Below are 16,199 nucleotides of genomic sequence, written 5' to 3' on the forward strand. Positions count from 1 at the left end.
GCCGGTTGCCATATTGTTGTCATAAAACGACACGGTTTCGTTTTGTTTAACGGGACGGACGATGCAAGGCAAGCGTCCGGCCGGTTGTCGATGTTCACGAAGTCGCGCGAGGGCCGTTATCCGACGGGTTGATCGGGCACCGGCGACACGCAATAAGCAGCCGCATGAATCTTCCCAATCATTTCGAGCTGCTGGCAACCGACGGCGCCGCCCGCACCGGGCGCCTGACCACGCCGCACGGCTTCGTGCGGACGCCCGCCTTCATGCCGGTCGGCACCGCGGGCGCGATGAAGGGCATGCATTGGCGCGAGGTGCGCGATGCCGGCGCCGATATCGTGCTGGGCAACACCTATCACCTGATGCTGCGGCCCGGCGCCGAGCGCATTGCCGGGCTTGGCGGCCTGCAGCGCTTCACCGGCTGGGGCGGCCCGATGTTGACGGATTCCGGCGGCTTCCAGGTGATGTCGCTGTCGGAACTGCGCAAGGTGACCGAGAAGGCCGTGACCTTCCGCTCGCATATCGACGGCACCAAGGTCGAGCTGTCGCCGGAGCGCTCGATCGAGGTGCAGCGGCTGCTCGGCTCCGACATCGCCATGCAGATGGACGAATGCGTCCGGCTGCCGGCGGAGCGCGCCGACATCGAGCGCGCGATGCAGCTGTCGCTGCGCTGGGCCGAGCGCTCCAAGCGCGCCTTCGCGGCGGCGCCGGACGGCTACATGCTGTTCGGCATCGTACAGGGCGGCGACGTCCCGGATCTGCGGCACGCCAGCGCGCGCGGGCTGACCGACATCGGCTTTCACGGTTATGCGATCGGAGGGCTCGCGGTCGGCGAGCCGCAGGCGGTGATGCTGGCGATGATCGAGGAGACTGCGCCAGCGCTCCCGGTCGATCGACCGCGTTATCTGATGGGCGTCGGCACGCCGGAGGACATCCTCGAGGCGGTGGCGCGCGGCGTCGACATGTTCGACTGTGTGATGCCCACACGGAACGGACGCCACGGCATGGCGTTCACCCGCTTCGGGCAGATCAATTTGCGCAACGCCCGGCACGTCGACGATCCGCGTCCGCTCGACAACGAGAGCCCGTGGCCGGCGGCCAACGGCTATTCGCGCGCCTATCTGCATCATCTGGTGCGATCGGGCGAAACACTTGGGGCAATGCTGCTGTCCGAAATCAACGTCGCCTATTACCAGCAGCTGATGCAGGGCATCCGCGATGCGGTGGCGAACGGCACGTTCGAGGACTTCAGAACGAAAACGCGCGCCGGTTGGGCGCGCGGTGACATCGCTCCAAGATGAGCTGTGTGATCAGTTGCACACGATCGGTTTCACCGCGTGCTTGGTCACGAACCCGTAACCGCAGTTGTCGCAGGTCCAGAGATAGCTGATCAGATTGTCGAACAGGTACGCGGAGGCTTCCGCCGCCACCATGGAGTCAGCACACACCGGACAGGTCGGCAAATCGCAGCCGCGCGGATCGGGCCTGGACGCTGTGGTCGACAGAACTTCAGCGAGAGCTGGCATGTGACCTCCTTTGCGTTCTGAGCTGCACCTGACGAAAGTATATAGACGCATTTGTTTGACCATGTCGCAACACAAATGCGTAGGTTTTACGTTATTTGCGTAGGTTCTTATTTTGCGATGCAACGAATTCGCGCCACGGCGGTTTCTCACTTGCGCGTCATGATGCGCTGCTTCTAATGAGACAAGACCGCATATTTCCAGCACATCCCGCTACAGGAGCCGCTTGATGGACGCGCCGTCGACAACGAGTGCAGTGCAACCCGGACGCGGCCGCGTCTTTGACTCCATCGTCGATGCGATCGGCTCTACGCCGATCGTGCGGCTGCGCAGATTGCCGCAGGCGGCTGGCATCAACGCGACGATCCTCGCCAAGCTGGAATACTTCAATCCGGCGGCCAGCGTGAAAGACCGCATCGGCGCGGCGATGATCGTGGCGATGGAGAAGGCCGGCATCATCAACGCCGACACGGTGCTGATCGAGCCGACCTCGGGCAACACCGGGATCGCGCTCGCCTATGTCGCGGCCTCGCGCGGCTATCGGCTCAAGCTCGTCATGCCGGAATCGATGTCGATCGAGCGGCGGCGGATGCTCGCCTTTCTCGGCGCGGAGATTGTGCTGACGCCGGCCGCGCAGGGCATGAAGGGCTCGATCGCGACCGCGGAAGAATTGGTGCGCACGACGCCCAACGCTGTCATGCCGCAGCAGTTCAAGAACCTCGCCAATCCCGAGATCCATCGCCGCACCACCGCCGAGGAGATCTGGAACGACACCGGCGGCAACATCGATTACTTCGTCGCCGGCGTTGGCACCGGCGGCACCATCACCGGCGTTGGTCAGGTGCTGAAGCCGCGCAAGCCGTCATTGCGCGTCGTCGCGGTGGAGCCGGAAGAGAGCCCGGTGCTGTCGGGCGGCCAGCACACCCCGCACAAGATCCAGGGCATCGGCGCCGGCTTCATCCCTGACATCCTCGACCGCTCCGTGATCGACGAGATCGTCAAGATCAACAGCGCGACCGCGATCGAGACCGCGCGCGAGCTGGCGCGCAACGAAGGCATCCCCGGTGGTATCTCGTCGGGTGCCGCGATCGCAGCCGCCTTGCAGATCGGCAAGCGGCCGGAAGCGGCCGGCAAAACCATTCTGGCGATTGTGCCGTCATTCTCGGAGCGCTATCTGTCGACGGTACTGTTTGAAGGAATCTGAGACACAGGAATCCAGCATATGGCCGACCAGCCGAGGCGACCGCGAACCCTGAACGATGCCCGCAGCGAAGCCGAGGCGGCGTTCAAGCGCGCCACCACCAAGGTCGCGGACGCGGTGCCAAAGACCGTCGCTGTCCCCGGCGTCCGCGAGCAGGTCACACTGCGGATCGATCAGGACGTGCTGGAGTATTTCCAGGCGGGCGGCCCCGGGTGGCAGGACCGCATCAACGCGGCGCTGCGCAAGGCCGCCGGAAAGTAACACGCTTTCGAAACCAGGAGGCCCGGGACGATCCCCGGGCCTTTGGCTGGCAGGGCGCGGGCGGCGCTAGCTGCGGCGCGACGCGAGCGTCATCTTGCGCGCGCCGGCTTCCTTGCGGTCGGTTTCAGGTTCATGAGGTTGCCGGCCAGGATCATGGCCGCGCCGAGCACCGTGTAGACATCGAGCCTTTCGGCATAGATCAGCCAGCCGGCGATCGCCGTCAGCGGCACGCGGACGAAATCCATCGGGATCACGACAGTCGCGTCGGCGTGGAGCAGGGCGCGTGCCATGCAATAGTGCGAGAAGGTGCCGCAGAACGCGATCACGACAAGCCAGCCCCAGGTCGAGAGCGGCGGCCAGGTCCAGACGTAGAGCGCAGGCCCGATGCTCGCGAGCGATTGCACCACCAGCATCCAGAACATGATCGTCAGGGTCTGCTCGGTCCGCGTCAGCGACTTGACCACAGCGACCGAGATGCCGAAGCCGACTGCCGCGGCAAGCGCGATCAGCTGGCCCGGATTGATCGCGCCGGCCGCCGGCCGCACGATCACGAATACGCCGACAAGGCCAAGCACGATCGCGACGATCTTCCACGCCGTCATCCGCTCGCCGAGAAAGCTCGCCGCAAGGATCGCGGTCCAGATCGGCATCGTGAACTCGATCGCGACCACCTGGCCGATCGGGATCAATGTCACCGCAAAGAACCAGCCGAGCTGCGCGCAGAAATGGATCAGGTTGCGCGCGATATGGACGTGCACCCGTGCCGTCTTCACGATCGCAAATCCGCCATTCATGTGGATCAGCGGATAGAGCATCGCGAAGCCGAGCACGCCGCGAACGGCCATCAATTGGAAGACGTTGACCTCGCGCGTCGCCTCGCGGCCGGCCACCGCCACGATCAACATCAGCGCGAGCCAGCCGGACATCCACAATGCTGCGCGGGTCTTTGAGGGCGTGCGATCCATGACGGGGAACGAGCGGAGGAGGGGGCCCGGTATCGGCGAGCTGCCATGAATTTGCAACGCGCAATTCTGCCTGCGCGGTGATGCGTCACCCGCGCGATCTCTGCTAAGCAGATCGGGAAAATCAAATCAGGAGGATCTGCTCATGCGCGTCTTGCAACCGGCCGAATGGTCGAAACCCCGCGGCTTCTCGCACGGTGTCGCGTTCGACGCGCCCGGCAAGTGGATCGTGCTGGCGGGGCAGACCGGCGGCGACGAGAAGGGCGACTACGCCCCCGACATGGCCGCCCAGGTCGGCACCGCGTTGAAGCGCATCATCAAGCTGTTGAACGAAGCCGGTGCTGGCCCCGAGCACATCGTCCGCCTGACCTGGTACCTGACCAGCCGCAGCGAATATGAGGCCGCGGGCGCCGGTATCGGCGCGGCGTGGAAGGAGACGCTCGGGCGCAATTTCCCGCCGTCGACGCTGCTCTATATCGGCGGGCTGGTCGATCAGCGCGCCAAGGTCGAGATCGAGGTCACGGCATTCGTGCCTGCGGCATAGCACCGCTGCGACGGGTGTGGGCGATTGGCATCCAGCCAGCAAAAAGCCCTCGGGGATGACCCGAGGGCTTTTCTCGCCTGAGCGCGGATCGATTACTTCGACAGCGTGATGCTGGCGCCGCGGAACTGGCTGTCGGCCCTGATCGTGACCGCCTGCTTGTTGCCGGTGGTGCGCATCGAGATGTCGGCATTGAAGCCGGGAGCGCTGGCAACGACCTGGAAGTTGCCGCCGCCGCCGCGACCCTGCAACGAGCCGCTGACATTGCGGCTGGACTCGCTCCAATTGCCGCTGACCGCGCTGCCTTCGGCCTGCACATCGGCCGCCAGGTTGAACTTGTAGGCGTCGCTGGCGCAGGTGAGGCTCATGGTCATGCGGGGCCCACCGACGTGATAGGTGGCGCGGCAGCGGATGCGCTCGCTGGAGCCGTCGTCCAGCATGACCGAGCCGGCACCCGACCAGGTGCCCGCCATGCCGGCGAACGGGCCGGACTGGGCATGGCCCGTGGTGCTTGCGAGTGCGATCACGAAAAACGCGGCGGCAGCAAATGCTGGCCGCCGCGCGATGGCGAAGAAACTTGATAGGCTGGTGATCTTACTGACGGGACGCTTCCCATCGGCCGCTGCACGGTACGCCAGCTGATGCCCCATTCCACTTCCCCGATCCGGAGTTGCCACTGAGTTGTCCGTTCGCATATGCACCATTGATCGAGACTCGCACAAGTCCCCCGCTGCCGACGGTGCCGGAGATCGCCGCGCCCTGGGCCGAGATCTTTCCTTCAGCGACAGTCACGGTCGAGCTCTGCGACGGTTCGCAGCTGCCGGTCTTGGTGACGACGGTGACGTTCCAAAGGCCGTCATAAGGCTGCTGGGCGGACACGGGAGCAGCGGTGAGGGCGGCGGCCGAGGCGACCGAGGTGACCAAAATCAGGTCGCGAATGCGGATCGAACGCATGAATCAAATCCCTGTAATTTCGTGTGATGACGCGGCTTATCCTGTCACAATGTGTTCAAAATTTGCTGCGTCGCGAGAGTCCCCAAATGTTCCTGTGAACTCAAACACATCATGGTGAATTCGGTTCCGGATCAGGAACGGAAAATCCGAGCATGGCTTTTCCGAACGAGGTATTCATATACCCTAGCTCGGGTTAGTGTTTGCCGGGGCTCAGATTCGGCGCCTTGGTCGCAAACTGCTCATCCTGGACCTTGGCCGGCAGCGAGCCGTTGACCTTGCCATAGTCGATGACCTGGGCGAGCAGACGCAAACCGAGCGGCGCCAGCGCGCGCTCCCACAGCTCGCGGGCGGTCTCGCCTTTCTTGACGAACACCCAGTCCTGCGCGGCGATCGCGCCGGCGTCCATGCGGTCGGCGAGGTGATAGATGCTGCCGCCGGCGATCGGATCGCCTTCCTTGATGGTCCATTCCACCGCCGCGATGCCGCGGTGGCGCGGCAGCAGCGACGGGTGGTAACCGATGCCGCCGAGCCTGGACGCGGCAAGCGCCTCCCTGCTGACCCGGGCGTGGCTGTGGGCGGTCACGATCAGGTCGGTGTCCGGCGCGATCTCGGCGGCCGTCACCAGCTTGGGATCAGCCTGGACAACGACCTCGATGCCGGCCGCCCTGGCCGCTGCCGCCAGCCGGTCCTCGCCGTCATGGACGACCACCCTGACCAGCGTGACGTGGTGTTCGCGCAGCATGTTCAGGGTCGTCACGCCGAAATGGCGGGAACCGACAAGGGTAATGCGCATGGGGATCTATTCCGTGGGGTTTACTCGAGGATTATTCAGGCCGCCGCTATGCCGATAGCACACCGCAGCCGCCTGTTTCGCTGTCTTGCCGCTTATCAACAGGACGGCCGGGTGGCAAATGTCAGGCCGCCGGCTGCTTGCTGGCCAAAACCTTGTCGATGCGCCGGCCGTCGAGGTCGACGATCTCGAATTCCCAGCCCTGCGCGGTGGTTTTCGCGCCGACATCGGGGATCGCGCCGAATTCATGCAGCAGGAAGCCGGCCGCGGTCTGGTACGGCCGCGGCGATGGCAACGCGATGCCAAGCAGTTCGCTGAATTCCAGCGCCGGCATCCAGCCCGAGATCAGATAGGAGCCGTCGGCGCGCCGGACATAGGCGGGCTCGGCCGGGCCTTCCTCGGTATGGAAGGCACCGACGATGGCTTCGAGGATATCGGCACTGGTGACGACGCCCTGGAAGGTGCCGTACTCGTCGTGGACGAGTCCGATATGCACTCTGGAGTCGCGCAGGATCGCGACCACGTCGCGGGCGTCGACGGTCTCCGGAATGATCGGCGCATCGCGCGTCAGCGCGCGGATGTCGGGCGTCTGGCCCGCGAGGTAGACGTCGAGCACGTCCTTGGCCTGCACGATGCCGAGCGCATGATCGCGATTGCCGTCGAACACCACGCAGCGCGAGTGACTGCTCTTTTGCAGCGTCGCCAGGATTTCGGCCGCGGGGGCGGCGAGGTCGATCAGGCTGACCTCGTGGCGCGGCGTCATCACGGCGCCGACCGGAAGATCGCCAAGCCGCATCACGCCGGCGATCATCTCCTTTTCGCCGGGCTCGAGCACACCGGCGTTCTCGGCCTCCACCACCAGCGTCTTGATCTCGTCCTCGCTGACGCGGTCCTGTGCATCCTCGCGATGGCCGAGCACCCACAGTAGCAGCTTGCCGGATCGGTCGAGCAGCCACACCAGCGGCAGCGACAGCCGCGCCATCATGGTCATGGCCGGCGCGACCTTGACCGCGATCGACTCGGGATCGCGCAATGCGATCTGCTTCGGCACCAGCTCGCCGACGATCAGCGAGGCATAGGTGATCACGCCGACGACGAGGCCGACGCCGACCGCGTCGGCGATGCTTGCAGACACGCCGAGCTCAAGCAGCCATTGGGTCAGACGCTGGCCAAGCGTTGCGCCCGAGAAGGCGCCCGACAGCACGCCGATCAGCGTGATGCCGATCTGCACCGTGGAGAGGAACTTGCCGGGATCGGAGGCCAGTGCAAGTGCGCGGCGCGAACCGCTGACGCCTCGTTCGACCAGAGCCGCAAGGCGCGCCGGACGCGAGGAGACGATCGCGAGCTCCGACATCGCCAACAGACCGTTGACGACGATCAAGACCGCCACGATCGCAAGTTCCAGATATAACACGGGAGTCCCTAAACATTGGCGGCGTCGGCCGCTGCACAACGCCCAATATAGGCATACCGGAGCGATTTTGCTGTGCCTTGTCGGGCGTTCCTGCACAAGCAGAGGGTGCGTATGGCCAGCATGCAGCAGGAGATCGCGGCATTTTGGCGCGCTGGCATGGGTGACAGCCAGACAAACGCTGAAGCGCGATGCGATTGGGTTGAATCGTCATCGCGCTTCAGCCCATTGTTTGAGCATGATCTCCACGCAAACGCCCCGCGTTTTGTCGCGGGGGAAAGCCGCTTCGCACGTTTCCGGATCATGCTCTAGGCGAGGATCCGCAGCGCCGGCCTGGCGAACGTCCGGCTGCCCGATGAGGCGGGCTGCACCAGCATTCGTTTGGAGGCGGCTTGCAGTTGCACGCGCAAATCGGCGTTGCACTGCTTCATCTGGTTGCGCAATTCGCGGCGAGAGAAGGCGGTGAGCGAGGGGTCCGCGAGTTGCTGCCAGGCCCTGCGCAGCCATTCCTGCAGTTCGCGAATGTTCTGATCCAGAACCTTCTGATCAAACACGTCGGGCTGGGTCATGCCGCCAAATCCCACGAAGCGATCAGTTGCAAAGTAACGCTGATTCGCGTCGCTTCACCTAGCGCTATGTTGCGCAGGCGTGTTTGCGGCAGGGGAGATCGGCGGCGGCAGGCGCGTTCGTGCCCGCGTCAGCGAGCGTCGCCGGACCCGCTGCGCAGCAAATCCAGCGCGACGGGCAGCGCGAGGAACAGCGCTGCCAGCATCGAGAGATGGCGTGTCTGCGCGGCGGTCAGGCCGAGATCGTATTGGGCGAGATAGGCCAGCATGATCGCGATGTAGGCGGCGACGCAGATTGCGACGGCGATGCTTCCGAAATCGGTCTTGCTGTCGGTCTGATCGTCCACGGCGGCACCACGTCGTTGCCGGAGCGGTGTAGCGTGGCTCGGCTTCACCACCTATGAGCTGGATCACGGGCAAGGGGTTGCGCGGCCGAATGGCTTCGTGCGTCACGACTATCATCTGGTCAGCACGCGCGGCAATCTGGCGACCAGCATTCCGCAGCGACGTGGCTGCGACGCCCTTGAAAGTCTCGCGGCGACCTAACCTGCCAGCAGCAGGGGCCTAGCGAGGCAGGCTGCCTTGCGGTTGGCTTCCACCGGGAAGCTTCACCGGAATGTGGGGCGAGGTGCTCACCACGCGGGGACTTCCGTCGGAATGGGTCTGGCCGTTAAGCAATGTCTCGAGCAACAGAATGAATTTCTCGGCAAGCATGGGCGTAGCCCTCGTCGTCTAATGTCCTTATGTCGCGGCGCTCGGCGGAAAATTCGATCAACAAAATGCGAGTCGAACCGGCACTGCGATGTTGCAGCGCGGAGACTTCCCGGCGCAATCCGGGAGACTACCGGCACCCGCGTACAGCCCGCGCGTGGATGGTTGCCAGGTTGCTAACGATTGCCGGCGCTGCACGTGATGGCACTCACCGTTCCTTCAAGGATGCACGTTAATGATAGGGATATGGATCGTGATCAGGACATCGACGAGGGATTCGGATCGGCGCTGCGCCGCAGCTACGGGCGGCTGGCCTGGTGGGTCGTACGACTTAACCGCGTGCTCGAACCGTCGCGCGCGGCCGAACCACCGCGCACCCAATTGCCACCGCGGCCGGCCGTTCCGCCACGGCGACCTGTCCCGCCGCGCCCCGAATAGACCCCACCGGAATACCGGCTTCCGCTGTATCGGCCGCGCGGCCGGACTGCTATTCATGCGCCATCCGCGGACCCCTCCGGTCCGCCGTTTTTGACGATGCGGCCGCGCGGCCGCGCAAGCGACGAGGGACGAATGCGATGATTGAGACGGTTGGCATTATCGGCGCCGGGACCATGGGCAACGGCATCGCGCAGATCTGCGCGGCGGCAGGCCTCGGCGTGACCATGGTGGATATCTCCGACGCGGCGGTCCAGCGCGGCCTGAAAACGGTCGGGAGCAGTCTCGATCGGCTGGTCGCCAAGGAGAAGATGACCGCGGCCGATCGCGACGCGACGCTCGGACGCATCAACGCGACCACCGACAAGGCCAAGCTCGCCGCTTGCGATCTCGTGATCGAAGCCGCGACCGAGAACGAGGAGCTGAAGATCAAGATCCTGAAGGATCTCTGTGCGGGGCTGAAGCCGAGCGCGCTGGTCGCAACCAACACCTCGTCGATCTCGATCACTCGCCTTGCGGCCTCGACCGATCGTCCCGACCGCTTCATCGGGATGCATTTCTTCAATCCGGTGCCGGTGATGGCGCTGCTCGAACTGATCCGGGGCTTGCAGACCTCGGACGACACCGTCGCCAAGGCCGAAGCCTTCGCCAAGCGGGTCGGCAAGGTCGCGATCACGGCGAAGAACAGCCCGGGCTTTGCGGTGAACCGCATCCTGTGCCCGATGATCAACGAGGCGATCTTCGCGCTGCAGGAAGGCATTGCGACCGCCGAGGAGATCGATGCCGGCATGAAGCTTGGCTGCAATCATCCGATCGGCCCCCTCGCGCTCGCCGATCTGATCGGGCTCGACACGATGCTGTCGGTGATGGAGGTGTTCTACACCGGCTTCAACGACCCCAAATACCGGCCGGCGCCGCTGCTGAAGGAGATGGTCGATGCCGGCCATCTCGGCCGCAAGACCGGGCAGGGGTTCTACAGCTACAGCAAGTGAGGCCGGCGCGCGTCCGACCCCGTAATCATCCGGGATGGATCGCGCGGACAAGGTCGCGTATCGACAACACCTGATCCGCCACGAGGCGGGGGACATCAGAAACGAGGCCCGGTCTCCTAGGCACACCGGGCCTCGTTTTTTTGTGAGATACCGGGCTCAGTCGGCCGATGCGACCGGCGTGACGCTGGTTTCCTCGGGATCGGCGCCGAACAGGCCGACGAGATACTTGTAGTAGTCCGGCATCTTCTCCTTCAGCGTGGCGCGCGTATAGGGCTCGTGCTCGGAATCCTTGCCGGCCAGGAAGATGCTCGCCGTCACCGCGAAGAACTCCTGCTGGTTCTCAACGCATAGGCCTCCTTGGCGAACAGCTCCTTCGATTTGGCCTGGCTGAGGAAAGCCTTGATGCCTTTGTTCTCATAGCCGTTCGGCATCAGCCGGGCGTGATAGGCATGAAGGAATTCGTGCAGCAGCACCGGCTCCTTCGCGTAACGCATCATGTTCGGACGCATCCTGATGATGCCGATGCCGGAATCGAGCGCAAGCGCGAGCGGATCCGAATTGGTCCATTGCTGCTTGTCGTGATCCCAGATGGTGACGTCGCGCGTCGTGCCGTGGTCCCATTCCGGCGGCGTCAAGCCATAGCAGGCCGCCGCCGCGCCTTCGTCGAGACACGCCATCTCGCTGGCAACGATCGGCACGCGATGGAAGAACTGCAGCACCTTGGGGCTGAAGCCTGCGGTTTCCACGACGTCGAGCTGGCGGCGGACCATGTCGGCGATGCTGGTGACGTCCTTGCGGTCGGCGTTCTCGGAGAGATCGAAGACGTAGCCGCGATATTTCTCGACGCTGCCCGGCGCCGCCTCGGACGGCCCCGACATTCGTGGTCCGGCTACGGCCGGCCCGACCGCGAGTGACAGGATCATTGAAGCAATGAGCGCGCTGCGCATGATTATCCCCCGTGCGACGAGCCTCTCCGGGTGTCGTCGTCCATTGAGCCGCGCGGGAGACTAGGGCAGCCGCCTTGCGGCGCGCTCAAGTCGTACATTTCAACCGCGTATCCCCGATTAGGCGTCGGTTAACTACATGCGCTGGGATGGGCCGGCGGGCAGCGGGCCAGCGGGGTGTGGAGGCCGCGAGGGCCGATGACCGGTCAGCCGGTGCTCACCGTGCCGCGAGCGGGCTTTGAACGATCGTCACAGCTTCTTGAGGCGGTCCCCGGAAACCTCGCAGATCGTGCCGGCGTACCTAGATCAGCGGCTGGGTGCCGATTGAGCAAGGAAACACGATCATGCGCAGGACGAATTGGGCAATTCTGGCGTTCGCGGCGCTCGGAACGAGCTGGATTGTCGGTTCCGCGTCGCCTGCGGCGGCCGATCCCTATGAGTATCCCTGGTGCATCCAGGGCCGGCAGGAGGGATATCCCGGCTATTGCGGCTACCAGACCTATCAGCAGTGCCAGGCATCCGCGTCGGGCCGCGACGCCTATTGCGGCATCAATCCGCGTGTTGCCTTCAGCCAGCAGCGGATGGCGCCGCGGGCGTTCCGCTGAGCGGTGCGAGGAGGTCGGGCCAAGCGACCGTCGGGCACGATGGTTGCATAGCTGACGGTCGGATCATTTTTTTTGCCTTGGAGCGAACATGGGCGAGATCATCAGGTTCATCTCGAAGTCCGAACGCGAGCGCGCGCGTCTGATCCGCGAGGCGCGTGCGAACTATGAGCGCATCTTTCCATCGGCCGATCCGGCTGATGCGCAAGGCGCCGCAGACGAAGGCAGCAGCGAGGCGTCGTCGAAGCCGTAGCGCAAGTCAAGCGCGCAACGGGAGGCGGAGCGGCGATGTGGCAGCGTTTGTGGCAGACTTGGACGATCGACAAGCCGGCCGCGCTTGGCGATTGGCTGTGGCAGATCCTGGTCGTTGAGCTCGCCGCCTTGCTCGATCGGCTGACGTTACGGAAGCTGATCGCGCTGATCCCGGTTGCCATCGTGATCGGCGCCTATTGGCACCGGATTCCGCTTCCTCCCGAGCTGATGCTGGTTGGCGATGTGCTGGCCTATATCGACATCTTCTCGATGATCTTCCTGATCGGCTTCTTTACCCGCGTTGCGACGGTGGTGGCCCTCGTCAGGCAGGCCATCGATCTCGTCCGCGGCGTGATGCGGCAGGTGCCGATGGCGCTGCACAGATTTGGCGCTCGTCACCGTCGTGCCAAGGACAGTCCGCGCCGCAGGCGGCTCACGCATGCGAAGACAGATGACGATGGCGCCGCCGGCATGGCGGGCCTGGCGTGGGCCTAGTCGGACGCGATGTGGTGGTGACGAACGCGATCGCGGCGCCTATCGCGGCTGTCCGGCCAGCTGATCGCCGTCATCCGCCTGGCGCCGGGCCGGGCTGCGCGCGGAAGCGCCGTCCTGGCTGCGCCGATGCGAACTGGAGAGGTCGGTCGCGCCGTGCTGGGATCGATGAAACGCGATACCCATCTGGAAACTCCAGACACCGAACAGCAGTGCGCCTGCCACACAGGCCGCCACGAAAGCCCAATCGCGTTTCCTCATCTGGTCCAACAAAGCCAATTCGATGCCGCATCAACGGCGCATGTTCCAAATCTCGCCAAGCGAGACAGCCGCATTGTGAAACGATTGCACGCGGTTGTCGATCCGCGCAGCTCATCCTCGCATCGGTCACGGAGCGGTGACTATCAAATCATGCGTCCAGAAACACTCCGACCAGATTGCCCGACCCCCGCAACAAACTTGCCAAACTTTCACTAGGTCGCCGGCGCACTGAGTTCGAAAATGCAGGAACCGATCGGACGATTCGCGAATGACCGAACTTGAGGAGCTCAGATATTTCGAGCATCAGTGCCTGGAGATGGCGGAGCAATCCACGCTGCCGGATGCCCGCCGCGCGCTTCAGATCCTGGCGCGCAACTATGCCGCTGCGGCCGAAATCGTCGAGCGGCGCGCGCAATCCGCCAACACCGCGCTCGCGCAGCTGTTTCGATGTTTGAGGCTATGAGGGCGTGACAAGGGCGCCGCGAGCCGGTCACGACGACCGATCCCGATGGCGCGGATGCGGCTTGCCCTCGAAGCCGCAGGCGTCAGGACGCCTTGGTCTCGTGTCGTCGGCATCGAAATGCTTGAACACACCGGGCGACGCTGCCATCAGATTGCGCGATCTCGGCGGCATGGCGCCGTCGGCAGTCGGAAGGCGAGGTGCTGCGATGTTCTCGCTGACTTTTCTGGGAACGTCGGCAAGCGTGCCGTCTCCCGAGCGCAATCACCCGGGCATCCTCGTCGAGGCGGCCGGCAGTCGTATTCTGGTCGATTGCGGCGAGGGAACGCAGCGCCAGCTGCTGCGGAGTGGCGCCGGCTTTCGACGGCTTGATCGCCTGTTGCTGACCCACGGGCATTTCGATCATGTGCTCGGCATCCCCGGGCTGTTTTCGACCCTCCGGTTGCGGCAAAGCTCGGATGCGATGACGATTCATGCCGGGCCCGGCACGCTCGATGTCGTCGTCCGCATGCTGGCAGGCCTTTGGGGCGAGGGCAGAGCGCCGATCCCGCTTGATCTGGTGCCGTTGAGCGAGGGGCGAGTCCTCGACGCCGGCGAATTCACCATCGATTGCTTTCCGGTCCGCCACCGGGATACGGACAGCTTCGCTTTCTCCTTTCAGAGCGCGATGCGCCGGCATCTCCTCCCGGACCGGCTCCTGGCGCTGCGCGTGCCCGATGGGCCCGTTCGGCGGGAGCTGGCGGAGGGACGGCAGGTGAAGCTGGACGACGGTCGCACCATCGATCCCGAGCAGGTGCTTGGCCCCGCGCAGGAGCGAAAGAAGCTCGTCATCGTCGGTGATGCCGAAACCACCGAGGGGCTCGCCGAACACGTCGGGGACGCCGACCTGCTGGTGATCGAAGCGACGTTTCTCGAGCGTGATGCAGTCATCGCGCGCGACTACGGACATTTGACCGCCAGCGAAGCCGCCGCGCTCGCGGCGCGGAGCGGGGTCAAGCAGCTCATCCTCACGCACATCTCCGGCCGCTACCCGGACGAGGACATTCTGGCGGAGGCGACGAGGACTTTCCCGAACAGCCGGATAGCCATCGACTTCGACCGCATCGCGATCTGAGTGCGCGCCGCCGCACGAACAACGTTTCATTAACCCGACTCACGCAACGTCGTCCCAGGCCGTCTGGATGGGCCGCTTGCAGAAGGCCGCCACGAGTGACTACGTGGCGGCCTTTTGCGTGTCACAGTGCCAAGGGAGACGACCGATGGACTACGGCGCCTTCACCGACGCCAGCCTGAAGATGATGTACGAAGCCGTCCGCGGCGCGCTCAAGGCCGACGACCAATTCGAGGCGGCCGGCGAAGATCCAAGATTCCGCGTCCGCGCAACGCCCGAATGGAAACGGCATGCCGGCAGTCTCGAGGCAGAGATGTTGAAGCGAGGACTCCAGCTCGAGATCATCGACTGGACAGGCGGTCAGGGCGAATTGCCGTTGGCCTGATGTCTGAACTCTTGCAGCGCTCCGAATGTTCGCTCCGAATTGCCCGCTGGGCTTCGTGCGCTTTCGGCATCCTGCGTTCACGCTCCTCTCGGTGCGCAGGTGGTCTTCACCGTCGCGGGCGGCTTCCACTATGCTTTTGAGCTGTTCACTGATCGTTCCTCCGCGGCGACGCGCGGTGGCTCGACTAAAAGGCCGGTAGTCAAAGCTGAATTCCGCGACGGCCTAATTTGCTCCACTGATGCGCCGCGGTTTTGCCGCGCCTCGTTCGCTTTGCCCAACTCTGTTCATATACCTTACGAGGTAACACAGATGTCATCTGTTCGCGGTTTGTGTCGCCGCCGATCGGGGTATTCGAGCTAGCTCTGCCTACGGCTCGGGCTTCAGGGCGTCCGTCAATGCCTGCTTGATGTGTTCGGCCTGTTCCTTCGTCAGCTTCTCGGCGAAGCGGCCGTCTTTCTTCAACTGCGCTGGCCCCTTGAGCTCTCGATCATAGACCATCCAGTCGGTGCTTCCTCTCCGAACGATAAACCTTGACGGTAGGGGCGCTGCGTATCTCAACGATACCTCCCAATGAATCCAGCTGGCCGTCTCCAAAAGACACATCCGGCGACAGCTTGTTCCTGAACCGGGACACTGAAATTCCCTGCGCCACGTAAAGAGCAAGGCTTATGCCGCAATACACCCGCCGCCGACCGGTCCGGAGAACCGCAGGCGGGCCCGACGTGGGCGACGCCGAGCATGATGACCGCGACAGGGAGAGCAACGAGCCGTTGGCGTCCGAATGCGTCTGGTCCGAGCATTGGGATTGCGGTTCTGATCATTCCGAAAAATTACGCCGCCGGGCCCGAAATGGTTTGTCCCGGCGGCGCCCTGTTCTTCCAGCCTCTGGGCCCTGAAATCCCCAGCGCCCAAAACCTACTAAAGATCACGCCGAACAACTGTGGCTTGGTTCACACAAAATTAAGAAGAGCCGGCGCCAGGGCCCGCGCGCCAGCTCCTCCTGAAACGGTGACCGTATTCCGCATCCCCAATCGGTCCCGTCCCGTGAGAAGCGCCCTCCGGTACGGTTACCGATCTGCTAACCGGGCTTGCCGAAGCCGTTGATCTTGGCGATCGCGGTCCCCGCGGCCATGAACGGCGCCGGCGCCTGCGCAGCTGCGCGAGCACCATGAGCGCTATCGTCATTGCCGCACTACTGTGTGCAACGCATGTGCAAGACGAAACTTTGAAAACGGCTTGGAGGCTGTATTTCTGGCTTCAATATCTGAATTTGCTTGGTGAGCGCGGAGGGACTCGAACCCTCGACCCCATGATTAAAAGTTATGGCCCAGCACACTTGCTAACCTCA

General features: G+C 64.1%; 24 protein-coding genes. 12 read left to right on the forward strand and 12 right to left on the reverse strand.

Annotated elements, in window-relative coordinates; genetic code table 11:
• The first annotated feature begins 164 nt into the window (after nt 1–164).
• A complete protein-coding gene (tgt, locus tag ACE10X_RS21685) occupies nt 165–1,298 on the forward strand; it encodes a tRNA guanosine(34) transglycosylase Tgt (RefSeq protein ID WP_038387133.1) in 1,134 nt (377 codons plus the stop codon).
• Nucleotides 1,299–1,307: 9 nt separating this feature from the next.
• Here the strand turns inward: tgt and ACE10X_RS21690 are convergent, their stop codons facing one another.
• Nucleotides 1,308–1,523, reverse strand: a complete 216-nt coding sequence (locus tag ACE10X_RS21690; RefSeq protein WP_028332087.1) for a hypothetical protein — start codon at nt 1,521–1,523, stop codon at nt 1,308–1,310.
• Between the two features lie 226 nt (nt 1,524–1,749).
• Here ACE10X_RS21690 and cysK point away from each other — a divergent pair, with 226 nt between their 5' ends.
• Together cysK and ACE10X_RS21700 are read left to right on the forward strand one after the other, a co-directional pair.
• Complete coding sequence (gene cysK, locus ACE10X_RS21695; RefSeq protein ID WP_038387134.1) at nt 1,750–2,724, forward strand: cysteine synthase A; 975 nt, start codon at nt 1,750–1,752, stop codon at nt 2,722–2,724.
• An 18-nt stretch (nt 2,725–2,742) separates the two neighbouring features.
• Nucleotides 2,743–2,982 carry a BrnA antitoxin family protein gene (locus ACE10X_RS21700; RefSeq protein WP_018271567.1) on the forward strand — a complete coding sequence of 80 codons (240 nt, stop codon included), beginning with the start codon at nt 2,743–2,745 and terminating at the stop codon, nt 2,980–2,982.
• An 89-nt stretch (nt 2,983–3,071) separates the two neighbouring features.
• Here ACE10X_RS21700 and ACE10X_RS21705 read toward each other — a convergent pair whose 3' ends face one another.
• Entirely contained in the window at nt 3,072–3,947 is an 876-nt protein-coding gene (locus tag ACE10X_RS21705; RefSeq protein ID WP_038387135.1) for a DMT family transporter, read from the reverse strand.
• A 142-nt stretch (nt 3,948–4,089) separates the two neighbouring features.
• On the opposite strand from ACE10X_RS21705, the gene ACE10X_RS21710 reads away from it, so the two are divergent.
• Entirely contained in the window at nt 4,090–4,488 is a 399-nt protein-coding gene (locus ACE10X_RS21710; protein WP_038387136.1) for a RidA family protein, read from the forward strand.
• Nucleotides 4,489–4,580: 92 nt separating this feature from the next.
• Here ACE10X_RS21710 and ACE10X_RS21715 read toward each other — a convergent pair whose 3' ends face one another.
• The 4 genes from ACE10X_RS21715 to ACE10X_RS21730 all read right to left on the reverse strand — a co-directional run bounded on the left by ACE10X_RS21715 (nt 4,581) and on the right by ACE10X_RS21730 (nt 7,643).
• Nucleotides 4,581–4,958: a hypothetical protein gene (locus ACE10X_RS21715; protein WP_085970757.1), complete on the reverse strand. Its 378-nt coding sequence runs from the start codon at nt 4,956–4,958 to the stop codon at nt 4,581–4,583.
• Between the two features lie 121 nt (nt 4,959–5,079).
• Entirely contained in the window at nt 5,080–5,439 is a 360-nt protein-coding gene (locus tag ACE10X_RS21720) for a hypothetical protein (protein ID WP_076828571.1), read from the reverse strand.
• Between the two features lie 193 nt (nt 5,440–5,632).
• The gene (locus ACE10X_RS21725) at nt 5,633–6,232 is read right to left on the reverse strand and encodes a formyltransferase family protein (protein ID WP_018271570.1); all 600 of its coding nucleotides are present in this window, start codon (nt 6,230–6,232) and stop codon (nt 5,633–5,635) included.
• A 121-nt stretch (nt 6,233–6,353) separates the two neighbouring features.
• Complete coding sequence (locus tag ACE10X_RS21730; RefSeq protein WP_304555495.1) at nt 6,354–7,643, reverse strand: hemolysin family protein; 1,290 nt, start codon at nt 7,641–7,643, stop codon at nt 6,354–6,356.
• A 111-nt stretch (nt 7,644–7,754) separates the two neighbouring features.
• On the opposite strand from ACE10X_RS21730, the gene ACE10X_RS21735 reads away from it, so the two are divergent.
• A complete protein-coding gene (locus ACE10X_RS21735; RefSeq protein WP_375764559.1) occupies nt 7,755–7,952 on the forward strand; it encodes a hypothetical protein in 198 nt (65 codons plus the stop codon).
• On the opposite strand, the gene ACE10X_RS21740 is transcribed toward ACE10X_RS21735, so the two are convergent.
• Both ACE10X_RS21740 and ACE10X_RS21745 read right to left on the reverse strand, forming a co-directional pair.
• Nucleotides 7,949–8,209, reverse strand: coding sequence for a hypothetical protein (locus ACE10X_RS21740; protein ID WP_038387141.1), 261 nt, complete (start codon nt 8,207–8,209; stop codon nt 7,949–7,951). The genes ACE10X_RS21735 and ACE10X_RS21740 overlap by 4 nt on opposite strands.
• 128 nt (nt 8,210–8,337) lie before the next feature.
• Entirely contained in the window at nt 8,338–8,553 is a 216-nt protein-coding gene (locus ACE10X_RS21745) for a hypothetical protein (protein WP_038387142.1), read from the reverse strand.
• A gap of 939 nt (nt 8,554–9,492) precedes the next feature.
• On the opposite strand from ACE10X_RS21745, the gene ACE10X_RS21750 reads away from it, so the two are divergent.
• Nucleotides 9,493–10,344, forward strand: coding sequence for a 3-hydroxybutyryl-CoA dehydrogenase (locus tag ACE10X_RS21750; RefSeq protein WP_018271573.1), 852 nt, complete (start codon nt 9,493–9,495; stop codon nt 10,342–10,344).
• Between the two features lie 156 nt (nt 10,345–10,500).
• Here ACE10X_RS21750 and ACE10X_RS21755 read toward each other — a convergent pair whose 3' ends face one another.
• Nucleotides 10,501–10,662, reverse strand: coding sequence for a hypothetical protein (locus ACE10X_RS21755; protein WP_244435933.1), 162 nt, complete (start codon nt 10,660–10,662; stop codon nt 10,501–10,503).
• Nucleotides 10,659–11,291, reverse strand: coding sequence for a hypothetical protein (locus ACE10X_RS21760; RefSeq protein WP_375764560.1), 633 nt, complete (start codon nt 11,289–11,291; stop codon nt 10,659–10,661). The genes ACE10X_RS21755 and ACE10X_RS21760 overlap by 4 nt, the downstream gene beginning before the upstream one ends.
• A gap of 341 nt (nt 11,292–11,632) precedes the next feature.
• Here ACE10X_RS21760 and ACE10X_RS21765 point away from each other — a divergent pair, with 341 nt between their 5' ends.
• The 3 genes from ACE10X_RS21765 to ACE10X_RS21775 all read left to right on the forward strand — a co-directional run bounded on the left by ACE10X_RS21765 (nt 11,633) and on the right by ACE10X_RS21775 (nt 12,637).
• Nucleotides 11,633–11,893, forward strand: a complete 261-nt coding sequence (locus tag ACE10X_RS21765) for a DUF3551 domain-containing protein (RefSeq protein WP_028340725.1) — start codon at nt 11,633–11,635, stop codon at nt 11,891–11,893.
• A gap of 88 nt (nt 11,894–11,981) precedes the next feature.
• Nucleotides 11,982–12,143 (forward strand): hypothetical protein, encoded by a 162-nt coding sequence (locus ACE10X_RS21770; protein WP_162832439.1) that lies wholly within the window; start codon nt 11,982–11,984, stop codon nt 12,141–12,143.
• 35 nt (nt 12,144–12,178) lie between these two features.
• Nucleotides 12,179–12,637: a hypothetical protein gene (locus ACE10X_RS21775; RefSeq protein ID WP_038387143.1), complete on the forward strand. Its 459-nt coding sequence runs from the start codon at nt 12,179–12,181 to the stop codon at nt 12,635–12,637.
• Nucleotides 12,638–12,676: 39 nt separating this feature from the next.
• Here the strand turns inward: ACE10X_RS21775 and ACE10X_RS21780 are convergent, their stop codons facing one another.
• Entirely contained in the window at nt 12,677–12,904 is a 228-nt protein-coding gene (locus tag ACE10X_RS21780) for a hypothetical protein (RefSeq protein WP_157788088.1), read from the reverse strand.
• A 259-nt stretch (nt 12,905–13,163) separates the two neighbouring features.
• Between ACE10X_RS21780 and ACE10X_RS21785 the strand changes: the two genes are divergently transcribed.
• The 3 genes from ACE10X_RS21785 to ACE10X_RS21795 all read left to right on the forward strand — a co-directional run bounded on the left by ACE10X_RS21785 (nt 13,164) and on the right by ACE10X_RS21795 (nt 14,851).
• Nucleotides 13,164–13,358 (forward strand): hypothetical protein, encoded by a 195-nt coding sequence (locus ACE10X_RS21785; RefSeq protein WP_016846119.1) that lies wholly within the window; start codon nt 13,164–13,166, stop codon nt 13,356–13,358.
• 205 nt (nt 13,359–13,563) lie between these two features.
• Nucleotides 13,564–14,469 (forward strand): ribonuclease Z, encoded by a 906-nt coding sequence (locus ACE10X_RS21790; RefSeq protein ID WP_038387156.1) that lies wholly within the window; start codon nt 13,564–13,566, stop codon nt 14,467–14,469.
• Between the two features lie 145 nt (nt 14,470–14,614).
• Nucleotides 14,615–14,851, forward strand: a complete 237-nt coding sequence (locus ACE10X_RS21795) for a hypothetical protein (RefSeq protein ID WP_038387145.1) — start codon at nt 14,615–14,617, stop codon at nt 14,849–14,851.
• Nucleotides 14,852–15,217: 366 nt separating this feature from the next.
• On the opposite strand, the gene ACE10X_RS21800 is transcribed toward ACE10X_RS21795, so the two are convergent.
• Nucleotides 15,218–15,349 (reverse strand): hypothetical protein, encoded by a 132-nt coding sequence (locus ACE10X_RS21800; protein WP_259243485.1) that lies wholly within the window; start codon nt 15,347–15,349, stop codon nt 15,218–15,220.
• Nucleotides 15,350–16,199 lie beyond the last annotated feature (850 nt).

It is taken from the genome of Bradyrhizobium sp. Pha-3 (assembly GCF_042258325.1).
Lineage (GTDB): Bacteria > Pseudomonadota > Alphaproteobacteria > Rhizobiales > Xanthobacteraceae > Bradyrhizobium > Bradyrhizobium elkanii.